General features: G+C 58.1%; 13 protein-coding genes. 7 read left to right on the forward strand and 6 right to left on the reverse strand.

Annotated elements, in window-relative coordinates; translation table 11 throughout:
* The first annotated feature begins 182 nt into the window (after positions 1–182).
* The 5 genes from focA to ABUK12_RS08755 all read left to right on the forward strand — a co-directional run bounded on the left by focA (position 183) and on the right by ABUK12_RS08755 (position 6,933).
* Entirely contained in the window at positions 183–1,040 is an 858-nt protein-coding gene (focA, locus tag ABUK12_RS08735; protein ID WP_410015906.1) for a formate transporter FocA, read from the forward strand.
* Positions 1,041–1,102: 62 nt separating this feature from the next.
* Positions 1,103–3,385 carry a formate C-acetyltransferase gene (gene pflB / locus ABUK12_RS08740; RefSeq protein ID WP_410015907.1) on the forward strand — a complete coding sequence of 761 codons (2,283 nt, stop codon included), beginning with the start codon at positions 1,103–1,105 and terminating at the stop codon, positions 3,383–3,385.
* An 82-nt stretch (positions 3,386–3,467) separates the two neighbouring features.
* Entirely contained in the window at positions 3,468–4,208 is a 741-nt protein-coding gene (gene pflA, locus ABUK12_RS08745) for a pyruvate formate lyase 1-activating protein (RefSeq protein WP_410015908.1), read from the forward strand.
* A gap of 314 nt (positions 4,209–4,522) precedes the next feature.
* Positions 4,523–6,268: an ABC transporter ATP-binding protein/permease gene (locus tag ABUK12_RS08750; RefSeq protein WP_410015909.1), complete on the forward strand. Its 1,746-nt coding sequence runs from the start codon at positions 4,523–4,525 to the stop codon at positions 6,266–6,268.
* Between the two features lie 527 nt (positions 6,269–6,795).
* Positions 6,796–6,933 (forward strand): hypothetical protein, encoded by a 138-nt coding sequence (locus ABUK12_RS08755; protein ID WP_410015910.1) that lies wholly within the window; start codon positions 6,796–6,798, stop codon positions 6,931–6,933.
* Positions 6,934–7,530: 597 nt separating this feature from the next.
* On the opposite strand, the gene ABUK12_RS08760 is transcribed toward ABUK12_RS08755, so the two are convergent.
* The 6 genes from ABUK12_RS08760 to lrp form a co-directional block, all read right to left on the reverse strand.
* Positions 7,531–8,676: an MFS transporter gene (locus tag ABUK12_RS08760; protein ID WP_410015911.1), complete on the reverse strand. Its 1,146-nt coding sequence runs from the start codon at positions 8,674–8,676 to the stop codon at positions 7,531–7,533.
* A gap of 431 nt (positions 8,677–9,107) precedes the next feature.
* Positions 9,108–10,400: a serine--tRNA ligase gene (gene serS / locus ABUK12_RS08765; protein ID WP_410015912.1), complete on the reverse strand. Its 1,293-nt coding sequence runs from the start codon at positions 10,398–10,400 to the stop codon at positions 9,108–9,110.
* A gap of 109 nt (positions 10,401–10,509) precedes the next feature.
* Positions 10,510–11,853 (reverse strand): replication-associated recombination protein A, encoded by a 1,344-nt coding sequence (locus ABUK12_RS08770; protein ID WP_410015913.1) that lies wholly within the window; start codon positions 11,851–11,853, stop codon positions 10,510–10,512.
* A gap of 7 nt (positions 11,854–11,860) precedes the next feature.
* Entirely contained in the window at positions 11,861–12,472 is a 612-nt protein-coding gene (lolA, locus tag ABUK12_RS08775) for an outer membrane lipoprotein chaperone LolA (RefSeq protein WP_410015914.1), read from the reverse strand.
* A gap of 210 nt (positions 12,473–12,682) precedes the next feature.
* Positions 12,683–16,153: a DNA translocase FtsK 4TM domain-containing protein gene (locus ABUK12_RS08780; RefSeq protein WP_410015915.1), complete on the reverse strand. Its 3,471-nt coding sequence runs from the start codon at positions 16,151–16,153 to the stop codon at positions 12,683–12,685.
* 144 nt (positions 16,154–16,297) lie between these two features.
* Complete coding sequence (gene lrp / locus ABUK12_RS08785; protein ID WP_005287608.1) at positions 16,298–16,792, reverse strand: leucine-responsive transcriptional regulator Lrp; 495 nt, start codon at positions 16,790–16,792, stop codon at positions 16,298–16,300.
* Positions 16,793–17,224: 432 nt separating this feature from the next.
* Here lrp and trxB point away from each other — a divergent pair, with 432 nt between their 5' ends.
* On the forward strand, positions 17,225–18,193 hold the full coding sequence (trxB, locus tag ABUK12_RS08790) for a thioredoxin-disulfide reductase (RefSeq protein WP_410015916.1): 969 nt from the start codon (positions 17,225–17,227) through the stop codon (positions 18,191–18,193).
* A gap of 531 nt (positions 18,194–18,724) precedes the next feature.
* On the forward strand, positions 18,725–20,488 hold the full coding sequence (gene cydD, locus ABUK12_RS08795) for a heme ABC transporter permease/ATP-binding protein CydD (RefSeq protein WP_410015917.1): 1,764 nt from the start codon (positions 18,725–18,727) through the stop codon (positions 20,486–20,488).

Genomic DNA, 20,488 nt, shown 5'->3' on the forward strand with positions numbered 1-20,488 from the left:
AAATCTTTATGTAATAATTAAAATTTATTTTTTCTTTATTTATCAAATATTTGAAATAAATGAGACGCCTTATCTTGCCTGTCAAGGGGGATTAAGTTTGGGCCATTATGATCTATATCAATTTTTGCTCTATACTCGTTTGTTAGAATTAGGTCGTTAATTAATCCAACGAGAGAGTTTGTGTGAAGTCTGACAACCCTTTTGACCTGAAATTACCCGATGCCATGGCGAAAGTTGCTGAAGAGGCGGGCGTCTATAAAGCAACCAAGCAACCGTCAAAAACGTTTTTTCTGGCCATTACCGCCGGCGTTTTTATTTCCATAGCCTTCGCGTTCTATATTACAGCTACCACCGGTGCCGGCACCATGCCTTACGGCATCTCCAAGCTTATCGGCGGTATATGCTTTTCGTTGGGATTAATGTTGGTGGTGGTTTGCGGCGCCGACCTGTTCACCTCCACGGTGCTCATCATGGTGGCGAAAGCCAGCGGACGCATCACCTGGGGACAGCTGGTTCGCAACTGGATCAACGTCTACATCGGCAACCTGTTCGGCGCGTTGTTTTTCGTCGCCCTGATTTGGTTCTCCGGTGAGCATATGGTGGCAAACGGCGCGTGGGGCCTTAACGTTTTGCAAACCGCCGATCATAAAATGCACCATACTTTTATCGAAGCGGTATGTCTGGGGATCCTGGCTAATCTGATGGTCTGCCTGGCGGTGTGGATGAGTTATTCCGGCCGCAGCCTGACGGATAAAATGTTCGCCATGATTTTCCCGGTCGCGATGTTCGTTGCCAGCGGTTTTGAGCATAGCATCGCCAATATGTTTATGATCCCGCTGGGCATCGTTATCAAGAATTTCGCAGCGCCGGAATTCTGGCAGGCCGTTGGGATGGCACCAGAACAGTTTTCACACCTGACCATTAGCAACTTTATCATCGATAATCTGATACCGGTTACCATCGGCAACATTATCGGCGGGGGGTTACTGGTAGGGTTGACGTACTGGATGATTTATCTGCGCGGTGGGAACAAGCATTAACCTGTTTGTCTCGCATCGTAAAGCCGGGTTTCAAGAAATCCACATTAGAAGGTAGGTATACAATGACCGATCTGAACACAAAACTAGCCACTGCTTGGGAAGGTTTTAGCAAAGGCGACTGGCAGAATGAAGTCAATGTTCGTGACTTTATCCAGAAAAACTATACCCCCTATGAAGGCAACGAAGCCTTCCTGGCAGGTGCTACTCCCGCCACCACGGAACTGTGGGGCAAGGTTATGGAAGGCATCAAAACCGAAAACCGCACCCATGCGCCGGTTGATTTTGATACGGATGTTGCCTCTACCATTACCTCCCATGACGCCGGCTATATCGCCAAGGGCCTGGAAAAAATCGTCGGCCTGCAAACCGACGCGCCGTTGAAACGCGGCCTGATTCCGTTCGGCGGCATCAAGATGGTTGAAAGCTCCTGCAAAGCGTATGACCGCGAGCTGGATCCGGAAATCAAGAAAATCTTTACCGAATACCGCAAGACCCATAACCAGGGTGTGTTCGATGTCTATACTCCGGACATCCTGAAATGCCGTAAAACCGGGGCCCTGACAGGTCTGCCCGATGCCTACGGCCGTGGCCGCATCATCGGCGACTACCGTCGTATCGCCCTGTACGGCATCGACTACCTGATGAAAGATAAATTCGCCCAGTTCACCTCTTTGCAAAGCAAAATGGAAAACGGCGAAGATCTGGAAGCGACTATCCGTCTGCGTGAAGAAATCGCCGAACAACATCGCGCCCTGGCGCAAATCAAGGAAATGGCCGCCAAATACGGTTGCGACATCTCCGTTCCGGCAACCACCGCGCAGGAAGCCGTGCAGTGGACCTACTTCGGCTATCTGGCCGCGGTGAAATCCCAGAACGGTGCCGCCATGTCCTTCGGCCGTACCTCGACGTTCCTTGATATCTTTATCGAACGCGACCTGAAAGCCGGCAAAATCACTGAAGAACAAGCACAGGAACTGATTGACCACCTGGTCATGAAACTGCGTATGGTCCGTTTCCTGCGTACCCCGGAATATGACGAACTGTTCTCCGGCGACCCGATTTGGGCCACCGAATCCCTGGGCGGCATGGGCGTTGACGGCCGTACCCTGGTTTCCAAGACCAGCTTCCGTTTCCTGAATACCCTGTACACCATGGGACCGGCTCCTGAACCGAACATGACCATCCTGTGGTCGGAAAAACTGCCGATCAGCTGGAAGAAATTCACCGCCAAGGTGTCTATCGATACGTCTTCCGTACAGTATGAAAACGATGACCTGATGCGTCCCGATTTCAACAACGACGATTACGCTATCGCCTGTTGCGTCAGCCCGATGGTTGTCGGTAAACAAATGCAGTTCTTCGGCGCCCGCGCCAACCTGGCCAAAATGGTGCTGTACGCAATCAACGGCGGCATGGACGAAAAAGCCAAAATCCAGGTCGGCCCTAAAACCGCGCCAATCATGGATGCCGTACTGGACTATGATACCGTGCTGAGCAGCATGGACCACTTCATGGACTGGCTGGCTAAACAGTACGTCACCGCGCTGAACGTCATTCACTATATGCATGACAAGTACAGCTACGAAGCCGCGCTGATGGCGCTGCATGACCGCGACGTATACCGTACCATGGCCTGTGGTATCGCCGGCTTGTCCGTTGCCGCCGACTCACTGTCCGCCATCAAGTACGCCAAGGTTAAGCCTATCCGTGATGCCGAAGGCATGGCCGTTGACTTTGATATCGAAGGCGAATATCCGCAGTTCGGTAACAATGACTCACGCGTCGATGATATCGCCTGCGACCTGGTGGAACGTTTCATGAAGAAAATTCAGAAACTGCCGACCTACCGTAACGCGGTACCGACCCAGTCCATCCTGACCATCACCTCGAACGTGGTTTATGGTAAGAAGACCGGTAATACCCCTGATGGACGTCGTTCAGGCGCGCCGTTCGGACCGGGCGCCAACCCGATGCACGGCCGTGACCAGAAAGGCGCCGTCGCCTCGTTGACCTCGGTTGCCAAACTGCCGTTTGCCTATGCGAAAGACGGTATTTCCTACACCTTCTCCATCGTGCCCAAAGCATTGGGTAAAGATGAAGATGTGCGCAGGGCCAACCTGGCGGGCCTGATGGACGGTTATTTCCATCATGAAGCCGGCGTCGAAGGCGGTCAGCATCTGAACGTGAACGTGATGAACCGTGAAATGCTGGTGCAAGCCATGGAACATCCGGAAGATTACCCTAACCTGACCATCCGTGTGTCCGGCTATGCGGTACGCTTCAATTCATTGACCAAAGAACAGCAGAAGGACGTCATCACCCGTACCTTCACCGCGTCAATGTAATTTCCCTCACCGTCTGAAAAGGCGTAAAATAAAGGCTCCACGAAAGTGGGGCCTTTTTTAATCAAATGGAGAAAACCCCGCAATGTCAGTACTTGGTCGCATCCATTCGTTTGAATCCTGTGGTACCGTCGACGGCCCCGGCATCCGTTTCATCATTTTTTTCCAGGGCTGCCTGATGCGCTGTCTCTACTGTCATAACCGCGACACCTGGGATACCCATGCCGGCAAGGAAATCACGGTCGAAGAAATCATGAAGGAAACGGTGACCTACCGTCATTTCATGAACGCGTCCGGCGGCGGCGTTACCGCATCCGGCGGGGAAGCCATACTGCAGGCGGAATTTGTGCGCGACTGGTTTCGCGCCTGTCATGCCGAGGGCATTACCACCTGCCTGGATACCAATGGCTATGTCCGGCGCTACGATCCGGTCATTGACGAACTGCTGGACGTCACCGACCTGGTCATGCTGGATATCAAGGAAATGAACGACGATATCCATCAAAACCTGGTGGGCGTGTCCAACCACCGCACGCTGGATTTTGCGCGCTACCTGCAAAAAATCAACAAGCGTACCTGGCTCCGTTATGTGGTGGTGCCGGGATGGTCGGACGACGATAAATCCGTGCATATGCTGGGCGAGTTCACCAAGGACATGGCCAATATCGAAAAAATCGAGCTGCTGCCCTACCATGAGCTGGGTAAGCATAAATGGATTGCCATGGGTGAAGAGTACAAGCTCGACGGCGTTAAGCCGCCCTCTACGGAAATCATGGAACGCGTGAAGAATATCCTGGCCGGCTATGGCCATAAAGTGATGTACTGATCATGATGTCCCCCATTGCCCCCGGGGGATATGATCGACCACGCATTCACGGCCGGCCGGGATGATACCCGGTCATTCATCCCAAATCCCGCCCCCGCCCCTCTTGCTCCGGTATCGCTCCGGGCCACGCCGTTTCGCGGCGCCGGTGATATCCCGCATAAGACGCCTGGTATAACCGGGCTGTGTAAGGTCTTCTTTTTTCACGACAGGAGTTGTTACACCTTTAGGTGCTAAACAGGCTCATTATTTTTAGAGAACTGGGAGCCTATGCCGTATTATTGCCTTTTTGAACAATTGAAAACGATACGTTAACTATGAAAGCTTCACCCATTAAAGCTGCGGGCTGGCGGGAAATCTGGCAGTTGATTAAGCCGTTTTGGCGTTCCGAGGAAAAATGGCGCGCCTGGGGTATGCTGGCGGTGATTATTATCCTCTCATTGTCCACGGTGTATATCAGCGTACTGTTCAATGAATGGAACCGGGTATTTTATGACGCGTTGCAAAATAAAAATTTTGCGGTGTTCAAAAGCCAGCTGATCAGGTTCACCTGGCTGGCATTGTTATTTATCCTGATCTCCATCTATAAAATTTACCTCACCCAGGGCCTGCAAATGTATTGGCGGCGCTGGATGACGCGGCAATATATGGCGAAATGGCTGCATCATCATGCCTATTACCATACCGAGCAACAGCAGACGGTCGATAACCCGGATCAGCGTATCGCCGAAGACCTGAACGCGCTGACCAGCGGCACCCTGTCGCTGGCCCTGGGTTTGCTCTCAAGCGTGGTGACTTTTGTTTCTTTTATTTCCATTTTATGGTCGGTGAGCGGACCGCTGTCGTTTACCCTGAGCGGGCATCTGTTTACCGTGCCGGGGTATATGGTGTGGTTCGCCATATTATATGCCGGGCTGGGATCGCTGCTGATTTGGTATGTGGGCAGACCGCTGGTGCGTTTGGGTTTCCAACAAGAAAAATTTGAGGCTAATTTCCGGTTTGGCCTGATTCGTATTCGCGAAAATAATGATGCCATTGCCCTTTACCAGGGCGAACCCCGGGAAGCGAACCTGCTGGACAACAAGTTCGAAGCCATCCGCGCCAACTGGTGGTCCATTATGCGCGTTAGCCGGCGGCTGAATGTGGCCAGCAATTTCTATGGTCAGTTTGCCATTATTTTCCCGATCCTGGTGGCGGCGCCGCGTTATTTTTCCGGTGCCATCCAGCTTGGCACGCTGATGCAGATTTCATCGGCGTTTGGTGAAATACAGGGCGCGCTGTCATGGTTTATCGACGCGTTTAATCAGTTGGCCAACTGGAAAGCCTGTATTAACCGGTTGGCGGGGTTTAACGCCGCGGTGGAGCGTCACAGCAGCCAGAAGACGGCCATTACGCGCGACGACGCGACGGATACCGCCCTGGCGCTGACCGGCCTGAGTTTAACCATCCCCTCCGGTCGTATCCTGTTCCACGACGCCACACAAGCCATCGCCCCGGCCGAACGGGTGCTGATCGCCGGCCCCTCCGGCTGCGGCAAGTCCACCCTGCTGCGGGCCATTGCCGGCATCTGGCCGTATGGCGCCGGGAATATCAGCCTGCAGGCGGGCAAAAAAGTGCTGTTTTTACCGCAGCGCAGCTATATCCCTATCGGTAACCTGCTCGAAGCGCTGTGTTATCCGGAAGCGCCGGATCACTTTACAGAAGATCATATGCGCGCGATGCTGGACCTGTGTCGTCTGGGTCATTTGCAACCCATGCTGCACCAGCAGGCCAACTGGAGCCACTGGCTATCGCCGGGCGAGCAGCAGCGGCTGGCGTTTGCCCGCGCGCTGCTGATCAAACCGGATATCCTGTTTCTGGATGAGGCGACCAGCGCGCTGGATGATGAAAACGAACAGTTGATGTACCGCCTGCTGACGGAGCGGCTTCCGGGGATCACCCTGATAAGCGTCGCCCACCGTAACAGCGTTGCCCGTTATCATACCCGGTGCTGGCGGTTCGAGCGCGGCGAGGATATGGACAGCGCGGTGCTTAACCTGAGTCCGCTGCCGCGGAGCAGCTAATTGACCGGGCCCAAACCGGGGCCTTGCGTCGGTTGGCACGCCGGCCGCCTTGATGGGGCGCTACGCTCGGGGATTGGGTATGTTGGGTTGTTTAACGCTGGGCTGGTGAGGGGATGTCGCGGCGGCGGGGTGGTGTTTGTCACCGGGTGAGGTTTTCGCTTGCTTTAGTTTGGGGGGGTTATGTATTGCCTGGCGCCGGCAAGCGACCAGAGGGACCGTACGCACGGTCCCTCTGGACTCCCTGGCGTCCGGCAGATCGTGCGCCGCTGCGCGGTTCCCGGCAGCGCCCATCCCGGCTTTGGGACCGCACGGGACGCGCTCCCGGCGCGGCCCTTAGCTTTCGCCGCTCCCGGCGGCTCATCCCGCCGTGATGCTCGCCGCCGGCGCACTCTATGCCGGCACAACGTCAACACCATCGCCTGTAAGCAAAACAACGTGTTAGGGTACTTAGCCGTATGCGCTTACCGGGAAAAACATCACATTTATTTTAGGTCGGAGACTACCGGCTTGTAGGTGAAGGTTGGTGCTTGGTGGTTGGTGGCTGGTGGCTGGTGGCTGGTGGCTGGTGGCTGGTGGCTGGTGGCTGGTGGTTGGTGGTTGGTGGCTGGTGGCTGGTGGTTGGTGGCTGGTGGCTGGTGGCTGGTGGCTGGTGGCTGAAAGAGTAATGCTTACTGTTAAAACTTAGAGCTTAATATTGAATGATAAACACGTTGCTGCCTTAATATATGCCTGCCTGACCGATAAGTGTACCTCTGTACGACCTGCTTTTCGCAGCGCCAGCGGCATGCCACACCCATTGCATCCCATAATGGTCAATCCTATCCCGACGCCGGTCCTGTCCCAAGCAACAGCGCCGCAGCCACTTCATAAAACGCATGGCCAACAGCGACATGTGGACCGGCATAAAGCGCGCTGACGTCGCCTGTGCCCCCGGCATGAGCCGCCGGGAGCGGCGAAAGGCCCGGTTGCGCCGGGAGCGCATACCGGGCCGGTGCATTACGGGGGCATGGGCGGCGGAAGGCATCGCGCAGCGACGCGCGACCTGCCGGGCGCGCGGAGGTCAAGGAGGCCGTCGCGGTACGGCCTCTTTGTCGCTTGCCGGCGCCCGGCGCTACATATAACCACCTAACGCACGGCAAGCGAAACCCACTCCGCGGCAACATACGCCTCCCCGCCAGCCGCCGCCGCGGCAAACCGCCTACCACGACCAAAACGCACCGGTTGACCGCAACCGCAAGACCCCAACCGGGGCCCTGTTTTATTCAGGCCGTCGCCACCGGGGTTTGATGATGATCCGGTTTGCGCAACAGCATTGCCAGATAAACCAGCGCCACCAGCGCAATCATAACGAACAGCACGCGGTCGGAGTAGCGTTGCATCAGTAATGCCGTGGCGCTCGGCCCCAGCAGGCTGCCGACCGTATAGCTCAGCAGCAGCGCCTGGTTCATCGCCACCAGCTCATCCGGGCTGACCTTTTCACAGGCCCAGGACATCGCCACCGGATAAAGGGTAAAACCCGAACAGCCCAGCAGGAACAGCGCCGGCGCCATGGCCGCGTGGCTGAGCATCGACAGGCTGCCGATAATGACCATAAACACCTGTACCCGCAAAATCATCAGGCGGCCGTAGCGATCCGCCAGCCGGCCGATAGGCCACTGGCCGAGAATACCCGCGCTGACCAGCAGCGCCATCCAGTATCCCACGCTGCCGTCGCTGAGCCCTTGATGGGAAAGATAAAGCGGCAGCAGGCCATACAGCGACCCCAGCACCACGCCCGAGATGATGCAGCCATTGATCCCCAAGCGGGCGTTGCGACGCCGCAGCATCGGCCAGATGGCGATCCGGGGGGCATCCATGCCCTGCCCCTCGATGCGGTTGAACAATAACGGCAACACCGCCGCAATCATCAACGTGGTCGCCCAGGGCAATACCGATATCAATGCGGTGGAGACGCCGCTGAGCAGCAGTTGGCCGATCACCGTGCCCATATAATACACCATCATATACGCCGCCAGCAGTTGCCCGCGGGTATGGGGAGTACCGCTGCGCATCAGGGCGCTTTCCACCACCACCCAGATCAGCGCGCAGGCGATGCCGGCCACGAACCGGAACAGCACCCAGGTGCCAAAACCGATGGAAAGGCCCAGCCCCAGTGTCGCGACGGCAAACAGCAGGCATGAATACTGATAACTGCGGTTGAAACCCACCGCTTTAATCAATGCTCCCGCCAGCAGGGTCCCCACGAGGTTACCGCTAAAATAGGAAGAGCCGACCAGCCCGATTTGCCAGGTGGGCATGGCTTCGTGGGACAGCCACAGCGGCACCAGGGTATTTAATACCGCGATGGAAATGGTCAACGACAGCAACCCGGTGAGTAGCATTACCACCGGGCGGGAATAGACGGACATGATGAATAAACCGGACTCAACGCGCAGGAATTGGGCGCATCATGCCACTACGGTAAAAAAAGTCAATCAGGCGAAATAAGCGCCAGCATTTTTTGATAGTGTTCAGGCAATTAGCGGCCACATGACGCAGCTGACGCCAACATCGCATACTTCATCCGGGATAAAAATCAGGGTACCGAACGTAGGGTTGCCCTGTTAAAGGGAGAGCGTGCCAATGGGGTTGAATCGGGCATGGTATTTTCGCCCGACCGAGGCCCCATGGCGCGGTAAGCCCGCTGACGCCGCACCTGCGCTTGATGTGTTAAAGGGAGAGCGTGCCAATGGGGTTGAATCGGGCGTGGTATTTTCGCCCGACCGAGGCCCCATGGCGCGGTAAGCCCGCTGACGCCGCACCTGCACTTGACGTGTTAAAGGGAGAACGCCAGTGGTGATTAGCCGATATGGGTCAGGCCGTTCATATACGGCGCCAGCGCCGCCGGGATTTCAATGCGCCCGTCGGCCAACTGGTAGTTTTCCATTACCGCCACCAGGGTGCGCCCCACCGCCAGGCCGGAGCCATTCAGGGTATGCACCAGGCGTGGTTTTTTATCTTCTTTGGCGCGGTAGCGCGCCTGCATGCGCCGCGCCTGGAAATCGCCCATATTCGAGCAGGAGGAAATTTCCCGGTAGGTATTCTGCGCCGGCAGCCAGACTTCCAGATCGTAGGTCTTGCTCGAGCCAAAGCCCATGTCGCCGGTGCACAGCAGGATCTTGCGGTAAGGCAGGTTCAGCAGTTGCAGCACCTTCTCCGCATGGCCGGTCAGTTCCTCCAGCGCGCGCATGGAATCTTCCGGTTTCACCACCTGGACCAGCTCGACTTTGTCAAACTGGTGCATACGGATCAACCCGCGCGTATCGCGGCCGTAGGAGCCGGCCTCGGAACGAAAGCACGGGGTATGGGCCGTCATCTTCAGCGGCAGTTGGTCTTCTTCCAGGATTTCGTCGCGCACCAGGTTGGTCAGCGGGACTTCCGCCGTGGGGATCAGGGCATAGGCGCTGGTGTCGGCTTCTTCGCTCAGGGGCTGGGTATGGAATAAATCCCCGGCGAATTTCGGCAATTGGCCGGTACCGAACAGCGATGCGTGGTTTACCAGATAAGGAACATAATTTTCCTGGTAGCCGTGCTGCTCGGTATGCAAATCGAGCATAAATTGCGTCAGCGCGCGATGCAGGCGGGCAATCTGCCCTTTCATCACCACAAAACGCGCACCGGTCAACTTGACGGCCGCGGCGAAATCCAGCCCGCCGGCCATTTCCCCCAGGGAAACATGGTCGCGCACGTCGAAATCATAGCGGCGCGGTTCGCCCCAGCGGCTGATTTCTTCGTTTTCGGTTTCATCCTTACCAGAGGGAACGCGGTCGTCCGGAATATTAGGTAGCGACAGCGCCACGTCGCGGATGGCGGCTTGCAAAATATCCAGTTCGGATTTGGCCGCCTCGAGGCGATCGCTCAATCCGTTGACTTCCTGGCGCAATGGCTCGATATCCTCGCCACGGGCTTTCGCCGCGCCGATCAGTTTGGAGCGGGAATTACGCTCGGCCTGCAATGTTTCGGTTTCGACCTGCAGTACCTTGCGCCGCTCTTCGTGTTTACGCAGCGTATCGACATCCAGGGTAAAATTTCTGCGAGCCAGTTTCTCGGCAACTGCGTCTAGCTCATTGCGCAGCAGATTGGGATCGAGCATGCTAGTCCTGTGCTTATTGTTATCAGATTGATGTATATGACTTCGCGACGCCGTCAGAGACTATCGCGGCAACGGATTTTCTATCGCTAACCTTACCGCAACGGCCTGGTTATCGGTAGCGTTTTGTTGGGCTATTTTGATCCTGCGCGCTAAGCCAGGCAAGCTTTTCGCCAATTTTTCCTTCCAGTCCACGCGGGCTTGGATAGTAGTAGCGGGTGTGCGCCATCTGCTCGGGAAAATAGTCTTCGCCGGCGGCATAGGCGTTCGGTTCATCATGGGCATAGCGGTATTCGGCGCCCAGCCCCATTTCCTTCATCAGCTTGGTGGGGGCGTTGCGCAGATGCTCTGGCACATCATAATCGGCGTTTTCGCGGGCATCATGCATCGCGGCTTTAAAAGCGGTGTAAACCGCGTTGCTTTTTGGCGCGCAGGCCAGATAGACAATCGCCTGGGCAATCGCCCGTTCCCCTTCCGCCGGACCGACGCGGGTAAAACAATCCCAGGCCGCCAGGGCAACCTGCATGCCGCGCGGATCGGCATTGCCCACATCCTCCGAGGCGATGGCCAGCAGGCGGCGCGCCACGTAAAGCGGATCGCCGCCGGCGGTGATGATGCGCGCATACCAATATAGCGCCGCATCCGGCGCGGAACCGCGCACCGATTTATGCAGCGCCGAAATCAAATCATAATAACGATCGCCCTTATTATCAAAACGGGCGTTGCGCTCGCCGGAAATTTCCTTCAGCAGCAGCGGCGTAAGCACCCGGTTGCCCTGGGCATCGGTTTGCGCCATATCCGCCATCATTTCCAGGCTGTTGAGCGCGCGGCGTGCATCGCCGTTCACCCACTCCGCCAGCACCCGGCGCGTCTCGTCCGGCAGCACGATATTCTGGCCGCCATAGCCCCGCTCCGTATCGGTCATGGCCTGGGCCAGCACCTGTTCGATATCCCCGGCGGTAAGCGCCTTCAGCAGGTAAACTTTGGCGCGGGAGAGCAGCGCGGAGTTAAGCTCGAACGAAGGGTTTTCCGTAGTGGCGCCAATCAGGGTAATGGTGCCCTCTTCCACATGCGGCAGGAAGGCGTCCTGCTGGCTTTTATTAAAGCGATGCACTTCGTCGACGAACAAGATGGTGCGGCGACCGGCATCACGATTGTGGCGCGCGCGCTCGATCGCCTCGCGGATTTCCTTGATGCCCGAGGTCACCGCCGAAATACGCTCCACATCGGCGTTGCCGTAACGCGCAATCAGCTCCGCCAGCGTGGTTTTTCCGGTACCGGGCGGCCCCCACAGGATCATGGAGTGCAGTTGCCCGTTATGGATGGCGCGCGGCAGCGGCTTGCCCGGCGCCAGCAGATGCTGCTGCCCGACATATTCTTCCAGCGTTCTGGGGCGCATGCGCGCGGCCAGCGGCTGGAATTCGTTATGGGAAAAATCAAGCGACAGATTGCTCATTTTTACCTCACTGACGCTGATCGTCCAGCGTCACGCCCTTGGGAGGGGTAAAACGGAATTTGGCGTCATCCACCTGGCCGTTATTCTGGCTTTTCAGCTGGTAGGCGCTGCGCTGCCCGTCCTGCTCGACGGCGGTAAAGCTGTTGATGGTGCCGCTGGCGCTGACGTCGATGGTAAATTGCTTCAGGTTGCCGCTGGCGGTCTTGGGCGTCAGCTCAAACCGATCGTTGGTTTGCTTGACGTTGTATTGCCGCCAGTCGTCCGGGCTGTTGCGGGTAATCAGCATAAACGGCGTATTGCCGGTGGCGTTTTTCAGCCAGGTGGCGGTGGCCTGTTCGACAAAGGGATTATAAAACCACAGCGTTTTACCGTCGGAAATCAGCAGGCTCTCATCCGGCGCGGTCATATGCCAGTTAAACAGATTCGGCCGTTTTACCCACAGTTCGCCTTCGCCTTCCTGCACCGCGCCGCCGTCCGCGCTGGTCACTTTCTGGGTGAATGCGGCATGGAAACTGTTGACCCGATTCAGGCGGCTTTGCAGCGCGCCGGCATCATCGGCCAGCGCCGGCGCGGCAACCACGGCGCTAAGCAGGCAAGCGACTAATAACCTTTTATTCATTATAAGCATTCCTTGAAAAATGAAAGGCGCAACGTCCGGGCCGGCAAGAAATAGACCGGCCGGAAGGCGGCACCCTGATAGGCTTAACTTTATCGGAACAATGACGGGAAGGCATAGGCCAATCCTCTGAAAACCTGCCGCTTTACGCATCTTTGCACAGGGGGTTACCCCCCTGGCGGTCAAAGCAGGCCTGTCATGGGCACCAGCGCGTTAATCCGGCGATGGCGGGGCCAGTACTTCACGGTTGCCGTTATGGCCCTGCGAACTGACGATGCCCTGGATCTCCATTTGCTCGATGATGCGGGCGGCGCGGTTATAGCCGATGCGGAACTGGCGCTGCACCCCGGAAATCGAGGCGCGGCGCTTGTCGACCACGAACTGCACCGCCTGATCGAATAACGGATCCAGTTCCTCGTCGCTGTCCATGCCGCCGGGACCGGCCTCACCCTCTTCGCCCGCGCTGGTGATGCTGTCAATATACTGCGGCCGGCCGCGGGCCTTCCAGTCGCTGACGACCGCGTGCACCTCCTGGTCGCGCACAAAGGCGCCGTGCACACGCACCGGTATGGAAGAGTTGGGCGCCAGGTACAGCATATCGCCCATGCCGAGCAATGATTCCGCCCCCGACTGATCGAGAATGGTACGGGAGTCGATTTTACTGGACACGGTAAAGGCGATACGGGTCGGGATATTGGCCTTGATCAGGCCGGTTATCACGTCAACCGATGGCCGCTGGGTCGCCAGCACCAGATGGATGCCGGCGGCGCGGGCTTTCTGGGCCAAACGCGCAATCAGCTCTTCCACCTTTTTGCCCACCGCCATCATCAGGTCGGCGAACTCGTCCACCAACACCACGATATATGGCAGTTTTTCCAGCATCGGCGGCGAATCGGCCATGCCGTCGCCCGGTTTCCAGAAAGGATCCGGCACCGGCCGGCCCATGGCGATAGCCTGTTCAATACGTTCGTTATAGCCGGCCAGGTTACGCACCCCCAGGGCCGACATCAGTTTATAGCGGCGCTCCATCTCGCCCACGCACCAGCGCAGGGCATTGGCGGCGTCTTTCATGTCGGTGACCACTTCGGTCAGCAGGTGGGGAATGCCTTCGTACACCGACAGTTCCAGCATTTTCGGGTCAATCATGATAAAGCGCACCTCTTCCGGCGTCGCTTTATACAGCATACTGAGGATCATGGCGTTGACCCCCACCGATTTACCTGACCCGGTGGTACCGGCCACCAGCAGATGGGGCATTTTGGCCAGATCGGCAATCACCGGCTGGCCGGCAATGTCCTTGCCCAGCACGATAGCCAGCGGCGAGACGGTCTCGCGGAATTTATCGCAATCCAGCACTTCGCGCAGATACACCGTCTGGCGGCGCTTGTTCGGCAATTCCAAGCCGACGTAAGGTTTGCCGGGGATCACTTCCACCACCCGCACCGCCACTGCCGACAGGGAGCGCGCCAAATCCCGCGACAAATTGGAGATGCGCGCCGCTTTCACGCCCGGCGCCAGGTCCAGCTCGAAGCGAGTAATAACCGGACCGGGAGAAATACCGACCACCTCGGCCTTCACGCGGTAGTCCGCCAGCCGCGCTTCAACCAGCCGCGCGGTTTGCTCCAGCGCGAACATATCCACCGGTTCGTCCTCCACCGGCGGCGACGTTAACAGGTCCAGCGTCGGCAGCGGCGTGGTGGGCTTGTGCAACGGTTGTTCATTACGCATCAGGAAGGGATGGATCAGGCTGTCCATGGCGGGCGCCGCCGGCTGAACCACCGCGCGCCCCCCCACCGGCGACGGCAATGGCGCCGGCGCGGCGCCTGCCCCTAGCCGTGCCGAAGGCTGGACATGCCCGTCCGACAGCGCGTCCTCACCGTCGGCCGGATAATCCTCTGCGCGGGAATGAGCCTGCTCGTCATAACCGCCGGGAACATGCCCGGCCGCGGTCGACGCGCCGGAACCGAACTCGTGACCAGGCTGCGTGGAGGGCGTAAACCGGGCTGCGAGAGTATCATCCACCCGATCGGCCCGCGGCGGCGGAGCGAACGCCGCAGGCGCATCAATGCCGGCCGGCGGCGAAACCGGCGATGTCGGCATGGCCCGTTCGTCGGCGTCCGCCACGTCACGCATCTCCTGCCGGCGTTGAAATTCGGCGGCCAGCTGCTGTTGCTGCCAGGCGTCTTCTTCCTCGTCGTCGCCCTCGGTCCCGGCCGCGCCATAGCGTTGTTCCTGCTGCTGCAGAAATTCCTGGTGCAGCGCCGACTGCTGGGCGGCGGCTTGTTCTTCCTCGGACTGCGGCGCCTGCGACAGCGCGTCTTCTTCCTGCGGGTGTTGCTGCGCCGTCGCCGTCGCGTTGCGCTGCGACGGCAGCTTGATGCCAAACGAGGCAAGCTCCCGGCGCGTGGGGATGCGTACCCGGTTAGGACGCGGCAATTCAGGACCGATGCCCTGCTTGACCTGCGGATTTTCGTCGCTGGTGGCGCTGAACGCCGGCATAAAGGTCAGCGCGGCGGCGTCATAAGGCGGCGTGGAAGCAGTGACCTGCCCGCTGCTGCGCTGCGCCACGTTGAAATCGTATGGCGTGTGCGATTCGTCACCGTCGTGCTGCCAGTCGCCCATCTGCGGACCATCATCGTCTTCATCGGGAAAGCCGCCCTGGGAAGGAGGAACGGACGGTGCGTCCGGCAACTCAAAACGATATTGCGGGATAGCCTGCGCGGACGCCGACTGGGGGGCCGGCGCGGCGGGCTGCTGGGAGTAGACGGCGGCAGGCGCGGGGCCGGCCGCAGGGGCCGCCACCGGCGGCGACACCGCGCCCGGCGGCGTGACGGCCAGCGGGTCGCCGGTCTGCTCGGCGAGCTCCGGATGGCTGGACGTGGCGGAAGGCCCCGCCACCGTGCCGATAGCCGCGGGAGCGGCATCAGGCTTGGTCCCGGCGGCATCAGGGCCGGAGGTCGCCAGCAGCGGGTCAAGCGCGTCCAACGCTTCGGCGCGGACCGCGTCGTCCCCTGCGGCCTCCAGGTCTTCGTCATCGTACTCGTCGTCGTAGTCCCGCTCGTCGCGGCGGGAGCGGTTCGACATAAATGTCAGGCAACCCATGACCACGCCGCCGATTTTTTCGGCAATGGTGAGCCAGGACCAGCCGGTAAACAGGGTCAGGCCGGACGCCCATACGCAGAGCAGGGTCAGGGTGGCGCCGATGCCGTTAAACCACGGCAGCATGGCGTTGCTGAGCAGGCTGCCGATCACGCCGCCCGAGGCAAAGTAATAGAGATCGTCGACATTGAGCGCGGCCAGGCCGCATGAGGTCAGGATCAGCGCCAGCGTCCCAATCAGCCGCAGCGACAGGGCAAAATAGTCCACATAGTCCTGCTCTTCCCGCTGGCGAAACGACGTCCAGCAGAAAATCAGCATCAGCGGCGGAAGGGCATAGGCCAGCACGCCGAAGGTGAAGAACAGCGTATCGGCAAACCAGGCGCCGATGCCGCCCCCCAGGTTATGGATAGGACCATGCCAGGCAGTTTGCGACCAACTGGGGTCGGAAGGGTTGAAACTGACCAGGGAAATCATCAAATAGAGGGCAAAAATCGCCATGACAATCAGAACAGCCTCGAGTAACCGGCGACTGCTGCTGAGCGTTTTCAATTCAACTTCTTTATCTTCTGTATATTCCTGGCTCAAGAAAGGCTCTCCAGGGTTATCTATGCCGATATAACCGATATAATAGCTTAATAACAGCGCCGGCCGTCATGCCGCCGGCGCTGAAACTGTATGAATGCACAGGAGTGTAACCATAAAACGTGAAATTTGCACCTGTGTTATGACTTAGCGTGTCTTAATGACCAGCCGGTTGCTCTGCTTCACTTCTTCCATCACCACGTAGGTACGCGTATCGTTGACCCCCGGCAGGCGCAACAGCGTCTCGCCCAGCAGTTTACGATAGGCCGACATATCAGGCACCCGCGTTTTCAGCAGATAGTCGAAATCACCCGAAACCAAATGGCATTCCTGAATTTCTTCCAGCTTTTGTACGGCGGTATTGAATTGCTCAAACACATCGGGCGCACCCCGGTTAAGGGTAATCTCCACAAACACCAGTAAAGACGCATCAAGATAATGTGGATTAAGTAAAGCGGTATACCCTTGGATGAAACCCTGGCGCTCAAGACGGCGCACGCGTTCCAGGCAAGGTGTTGGGGATAATCCAACCCGTTTAGAAAGTTCGACGTTTGATATCCGGCCATCCTTTTGCAACTCATTGAGGATGTTACGGTCAATACGATCGAGATCCTTTCCCGGGCGCTTTTTATTGTCTACCATTATTATTGTCTCTCTTAGTACCTTCCCTGTGCTTGCCACACCCCTGCCGACTTCAATGTATCAGGGTTTGCTTTAAGACCCGTTGTCTGTTTTATTTTAGGGCCAACTGTTTCAACTGCCTTGCTAACTGCCTGTCCGAAACCAACGCATCATTTTCCTTACCCTGATGTTTTCGCAAAAGCGCAGCGTATTGTCAAAGTAAAACGATAAAAATCAGAACAACATGCCGATTAAATCCTGCGGAAACACATTGTCCGGGGCTTAAGGGCTCTTTTTAGCCCGATAATGTCCTAATTGATGGTAAAATCCGCCTATCGATAGTCCATAACGATGATAAAAATCGCCAACAACTTTTTGCATCCTTTTCATTGTCTGGTAACTTTCTTATCATCGACGAGTTGGGATCTAAGCGGTGAGTTAAACGAGGAAAATATGTCTACGGCGAAACACAGTAAATTAATTATCCTGGGGTCGGGACCGGCGGGATATACCGCCGCGGTTTATGCCGCCCGCGCCAACCTGCATCCGGTGCTGATAACCGGTATGGAACAAGGCGGCCAGCTGACCACCACCACCGAGGTCGAGAACTGGCCGGGCGATCCGGAAGGGCTGACCGGGCCTTCGCTGATGGAGCGCATGTACGCCCACGCCGTAAAATTCAACACCGAAATCATTTTCGATCATATTAACCAGGTCGATTTACAAAACCGCCCTTTCCGGCTGACCGGCGATACCGGTGAATTTACCTGTGACGCCCTGATTATCGCCACCGGCGCATCCGCGCGCTATATCGGCCTGCCGTCGGAGGAAGCCTATAAGGGCAAAGGCGTATCCGCCTGCGCCACCTGCGACGGTTTCTTCTACCGCCAGCAAAAAGTCGCGGTGGTCGGCGGCGGCAATACGGCCGTGGAAGAAGCGCTGTATCTGTCCAATATCGCCACCGAGGTGCATCTGATCCACCGGCGCGATATCTTCCGCGCGGAAAAAATCCTCATCGATCGCCTGATGGATAAGGTCGCCAGCGGCAGTATCGTGCTGCATACCGGCCGCACCCTGGAAGAAGTGGTGGGAGATGAAATGGGCGTGACCGGCGTGCGGCTGAAGAACGTCGTCAGCGGCGTGGTCGACACGCTGGCGGTCGCCGGCGTATTTATCGCCATCGGTCATCATCCCAATACGGCGATTTTCGGCAACCAGCTGGAGCTGGAGAACGGCTATATCCGCGTACAGTCCGGTATTGCGGGCAACGCCACCCAGACCAGCATTCCGGGCGTATTTGCCGCGGGCGACGTGATGGACCATATCTACCGCCAGGCGATTACCTCGGCCGGCACCGGCTGCATGGCGGCGCTGGACGCTGAACGTTATCTGGACGGGTTGGTGCCGGTAAACGATCGGTAAGGGCGTTTCGAGGCGCGGCGTTGATGCGCGGTTCCTGTCGCCACAACCAGCCCGTTTTTTGGACCGCCCGGGACGCGCTCCCGGCGCGACCCTGAGCTTGAGCCGCTCCCGGCGGCTCATCCAGCCGGGCTTTGTGCCGCCAGCGCACGCTATGCCGTTACAACGTCAAAACCACTGTTTGCAACGTTAACGCTTTCTTTTTGTTTTATGTGATATTTGATACCGGGAGGGGATGGCGCTACTGCCATCCCCTTGTCGCATGCCGGCGCCCGGCATACCATGAAAACGCCCAACTTATGGCATGCGAAAAAGCGGCAGAATTTCATATCCCCACGGCGCCGTCCAGTCGGCTGAAATGCCGTTGCGCCCGCAGGCAAAGGTCCCCTGATAAATGTCATTATTATTTTCACCTCCGCCGCAACAGGGTAATATGTCGGCACGCTGGAGAACGCCTGCCCTTTTCCGGCTTTTCGCTTCCCCACATGGGATTTTCGACTTACATACACATCACACCGGCTGAAATTGTCTTCAATGAATAAAAACCGACAGCAAGTGCTTGTCCGCTGGCTCAAGTCGCAAAGCGCGCTGGTAAAGCGCTGGCTTCGTTTCTCTTTACTGCTGGGCCTGCTGAGCGGCCTGGTTATCATCGCCCAGGCCTGGGTATTGGCTTATCTGCTGCAGGCGCTGATTGTCGGGCAGCAGCCGCGCGAGGCGCTTACGGGCTGGTTTATCGCCATGGCGGCGCTGTTTGCGCTGCGGGCGTTGGCAGGCTGGCTGCGCGAGCGGGTCGGTTTTATCGCCGGACAGGTGCTGAGACGGGAAATACGCCGCCAGGTGCTGGATCGGCTGGAACTGCTGGGCCCCGCCTGGATCCAGGGCAAACCCGCCGGCAGTTGGAGCAGCCTTCTGCTTGAGCAGATTGAGGACATGCAGGATTATTATGCGCGCTATCTGCCGCAGATGTATCTGGCGGGCCTGGTGCCGCTGCTGATTTTACTGGCGGTGTTCCCGGTGAACTGGATGGCCGGGCTGATATTATTTTGCACCGCGCCGCTGATCCCCTTGTTTATGGCGCTGGTGGGGATGGGCGCCGCCGACGCCAACCGCCGCAACTTCCTGGCGCTGGCCCGGCTGTCGGGCTATTTCCTCGATCGCCTGCGCGGCCTGGACACGCTAAGACTGTTTGATCGCGCGCAGGCGGAAACCGAGCATATCAGCCGCGCCACCAACGATTTCCGTTTACGTACCATGGAAGTCCTGCGGCTGGCGTTTCTTTCCTCCGGCGTGCTGGAATTTTTTGCCTCGATTTCCATTGCGGTGGTGGCGGTGTATTTTGGCTTTTCGTATCTCGGCGAGCTTCACTTCGGCAGCTACGGCACCGGCGTCACCTTGTTCGCCGGTTTCCTGGTCTTGATACTGGCGCCGGAGTTTTTTCAGCCGCTGCGGGATTTAGGCGCTTTTTACCACGCCAAGGCCCAGGCGGTGGGCGCGGCGGAATCGCTGGTTGCCTTTCTCGAGACCGACGTGCAGTCGCAGGGCGCGGGTCTCGCCGCGCCCGTCCTGGGCCCCATCGGCCTGCGCGCCGAACAGCTGGTCATCATGGCGCCGGACGGCACGGCGCTGGCCGGCCCGCTGAATTTCACGCTGGAACCCGGCCGGCGATTGGCCATCGTCGGGCAAAGCGGGGCCGGCAAAAGTTCGCTGTTACATGTGCTGTTGGGATTCCTGCCCTACCAGGGTTCATTGCGCGTTAACGGCCATGAGCTGCGCGACCTGTCGCCGTCGCATTGGCGCAGCCAACTGAGCTGGATCAGCCAAGACCCGTTCCTGCCCGCGCCGACGCTGAAGGATAATATCCTGCTCGGGCGGCCCGACGCGGATGCCGCCGTTCTAAAACAGGCGGTGGAGCAGGCCTATATCAGCGAATTTTTACCGCTGCTGCCGCAGGGACTGGATACCGTGCTTGGCGACAATGCCGCGCGCCTGTCCGTCGGTCAGGCGCAGCGTGTCGCCCTGGGACGCGCCCTGCTGCAATCCCCGGCGCTGATGCTGCTCGACGAACCGACCGCCAGCCTGGACGCCCACAGCGAAAAGCTGGTCACGGCGGCGCTGAACCGGGCATCCCGGCGGCACACCACGATACTGGTCACCCATCAACTGGCGGATATCCGCGATTTCGATGATATCTGGGTCATGGGCAACGGCCAAATCGTGCAGCAGGGACGCTATGCGCAGTTGGCCTCTTTACCCGGCCCCTTTGCCGACCTGCTGGCCTATCGTCGCGGAGGACTCTGA

Origin of the sequence: Sodalis sp. C49, from assembly GCF_046352915.1 — a bacterium.
GTDB lineage: Bacteria > Pseudomonadota > Gammaproteobacteria > Enterobacterales > Enterobacteriaceae > Acerihabitans.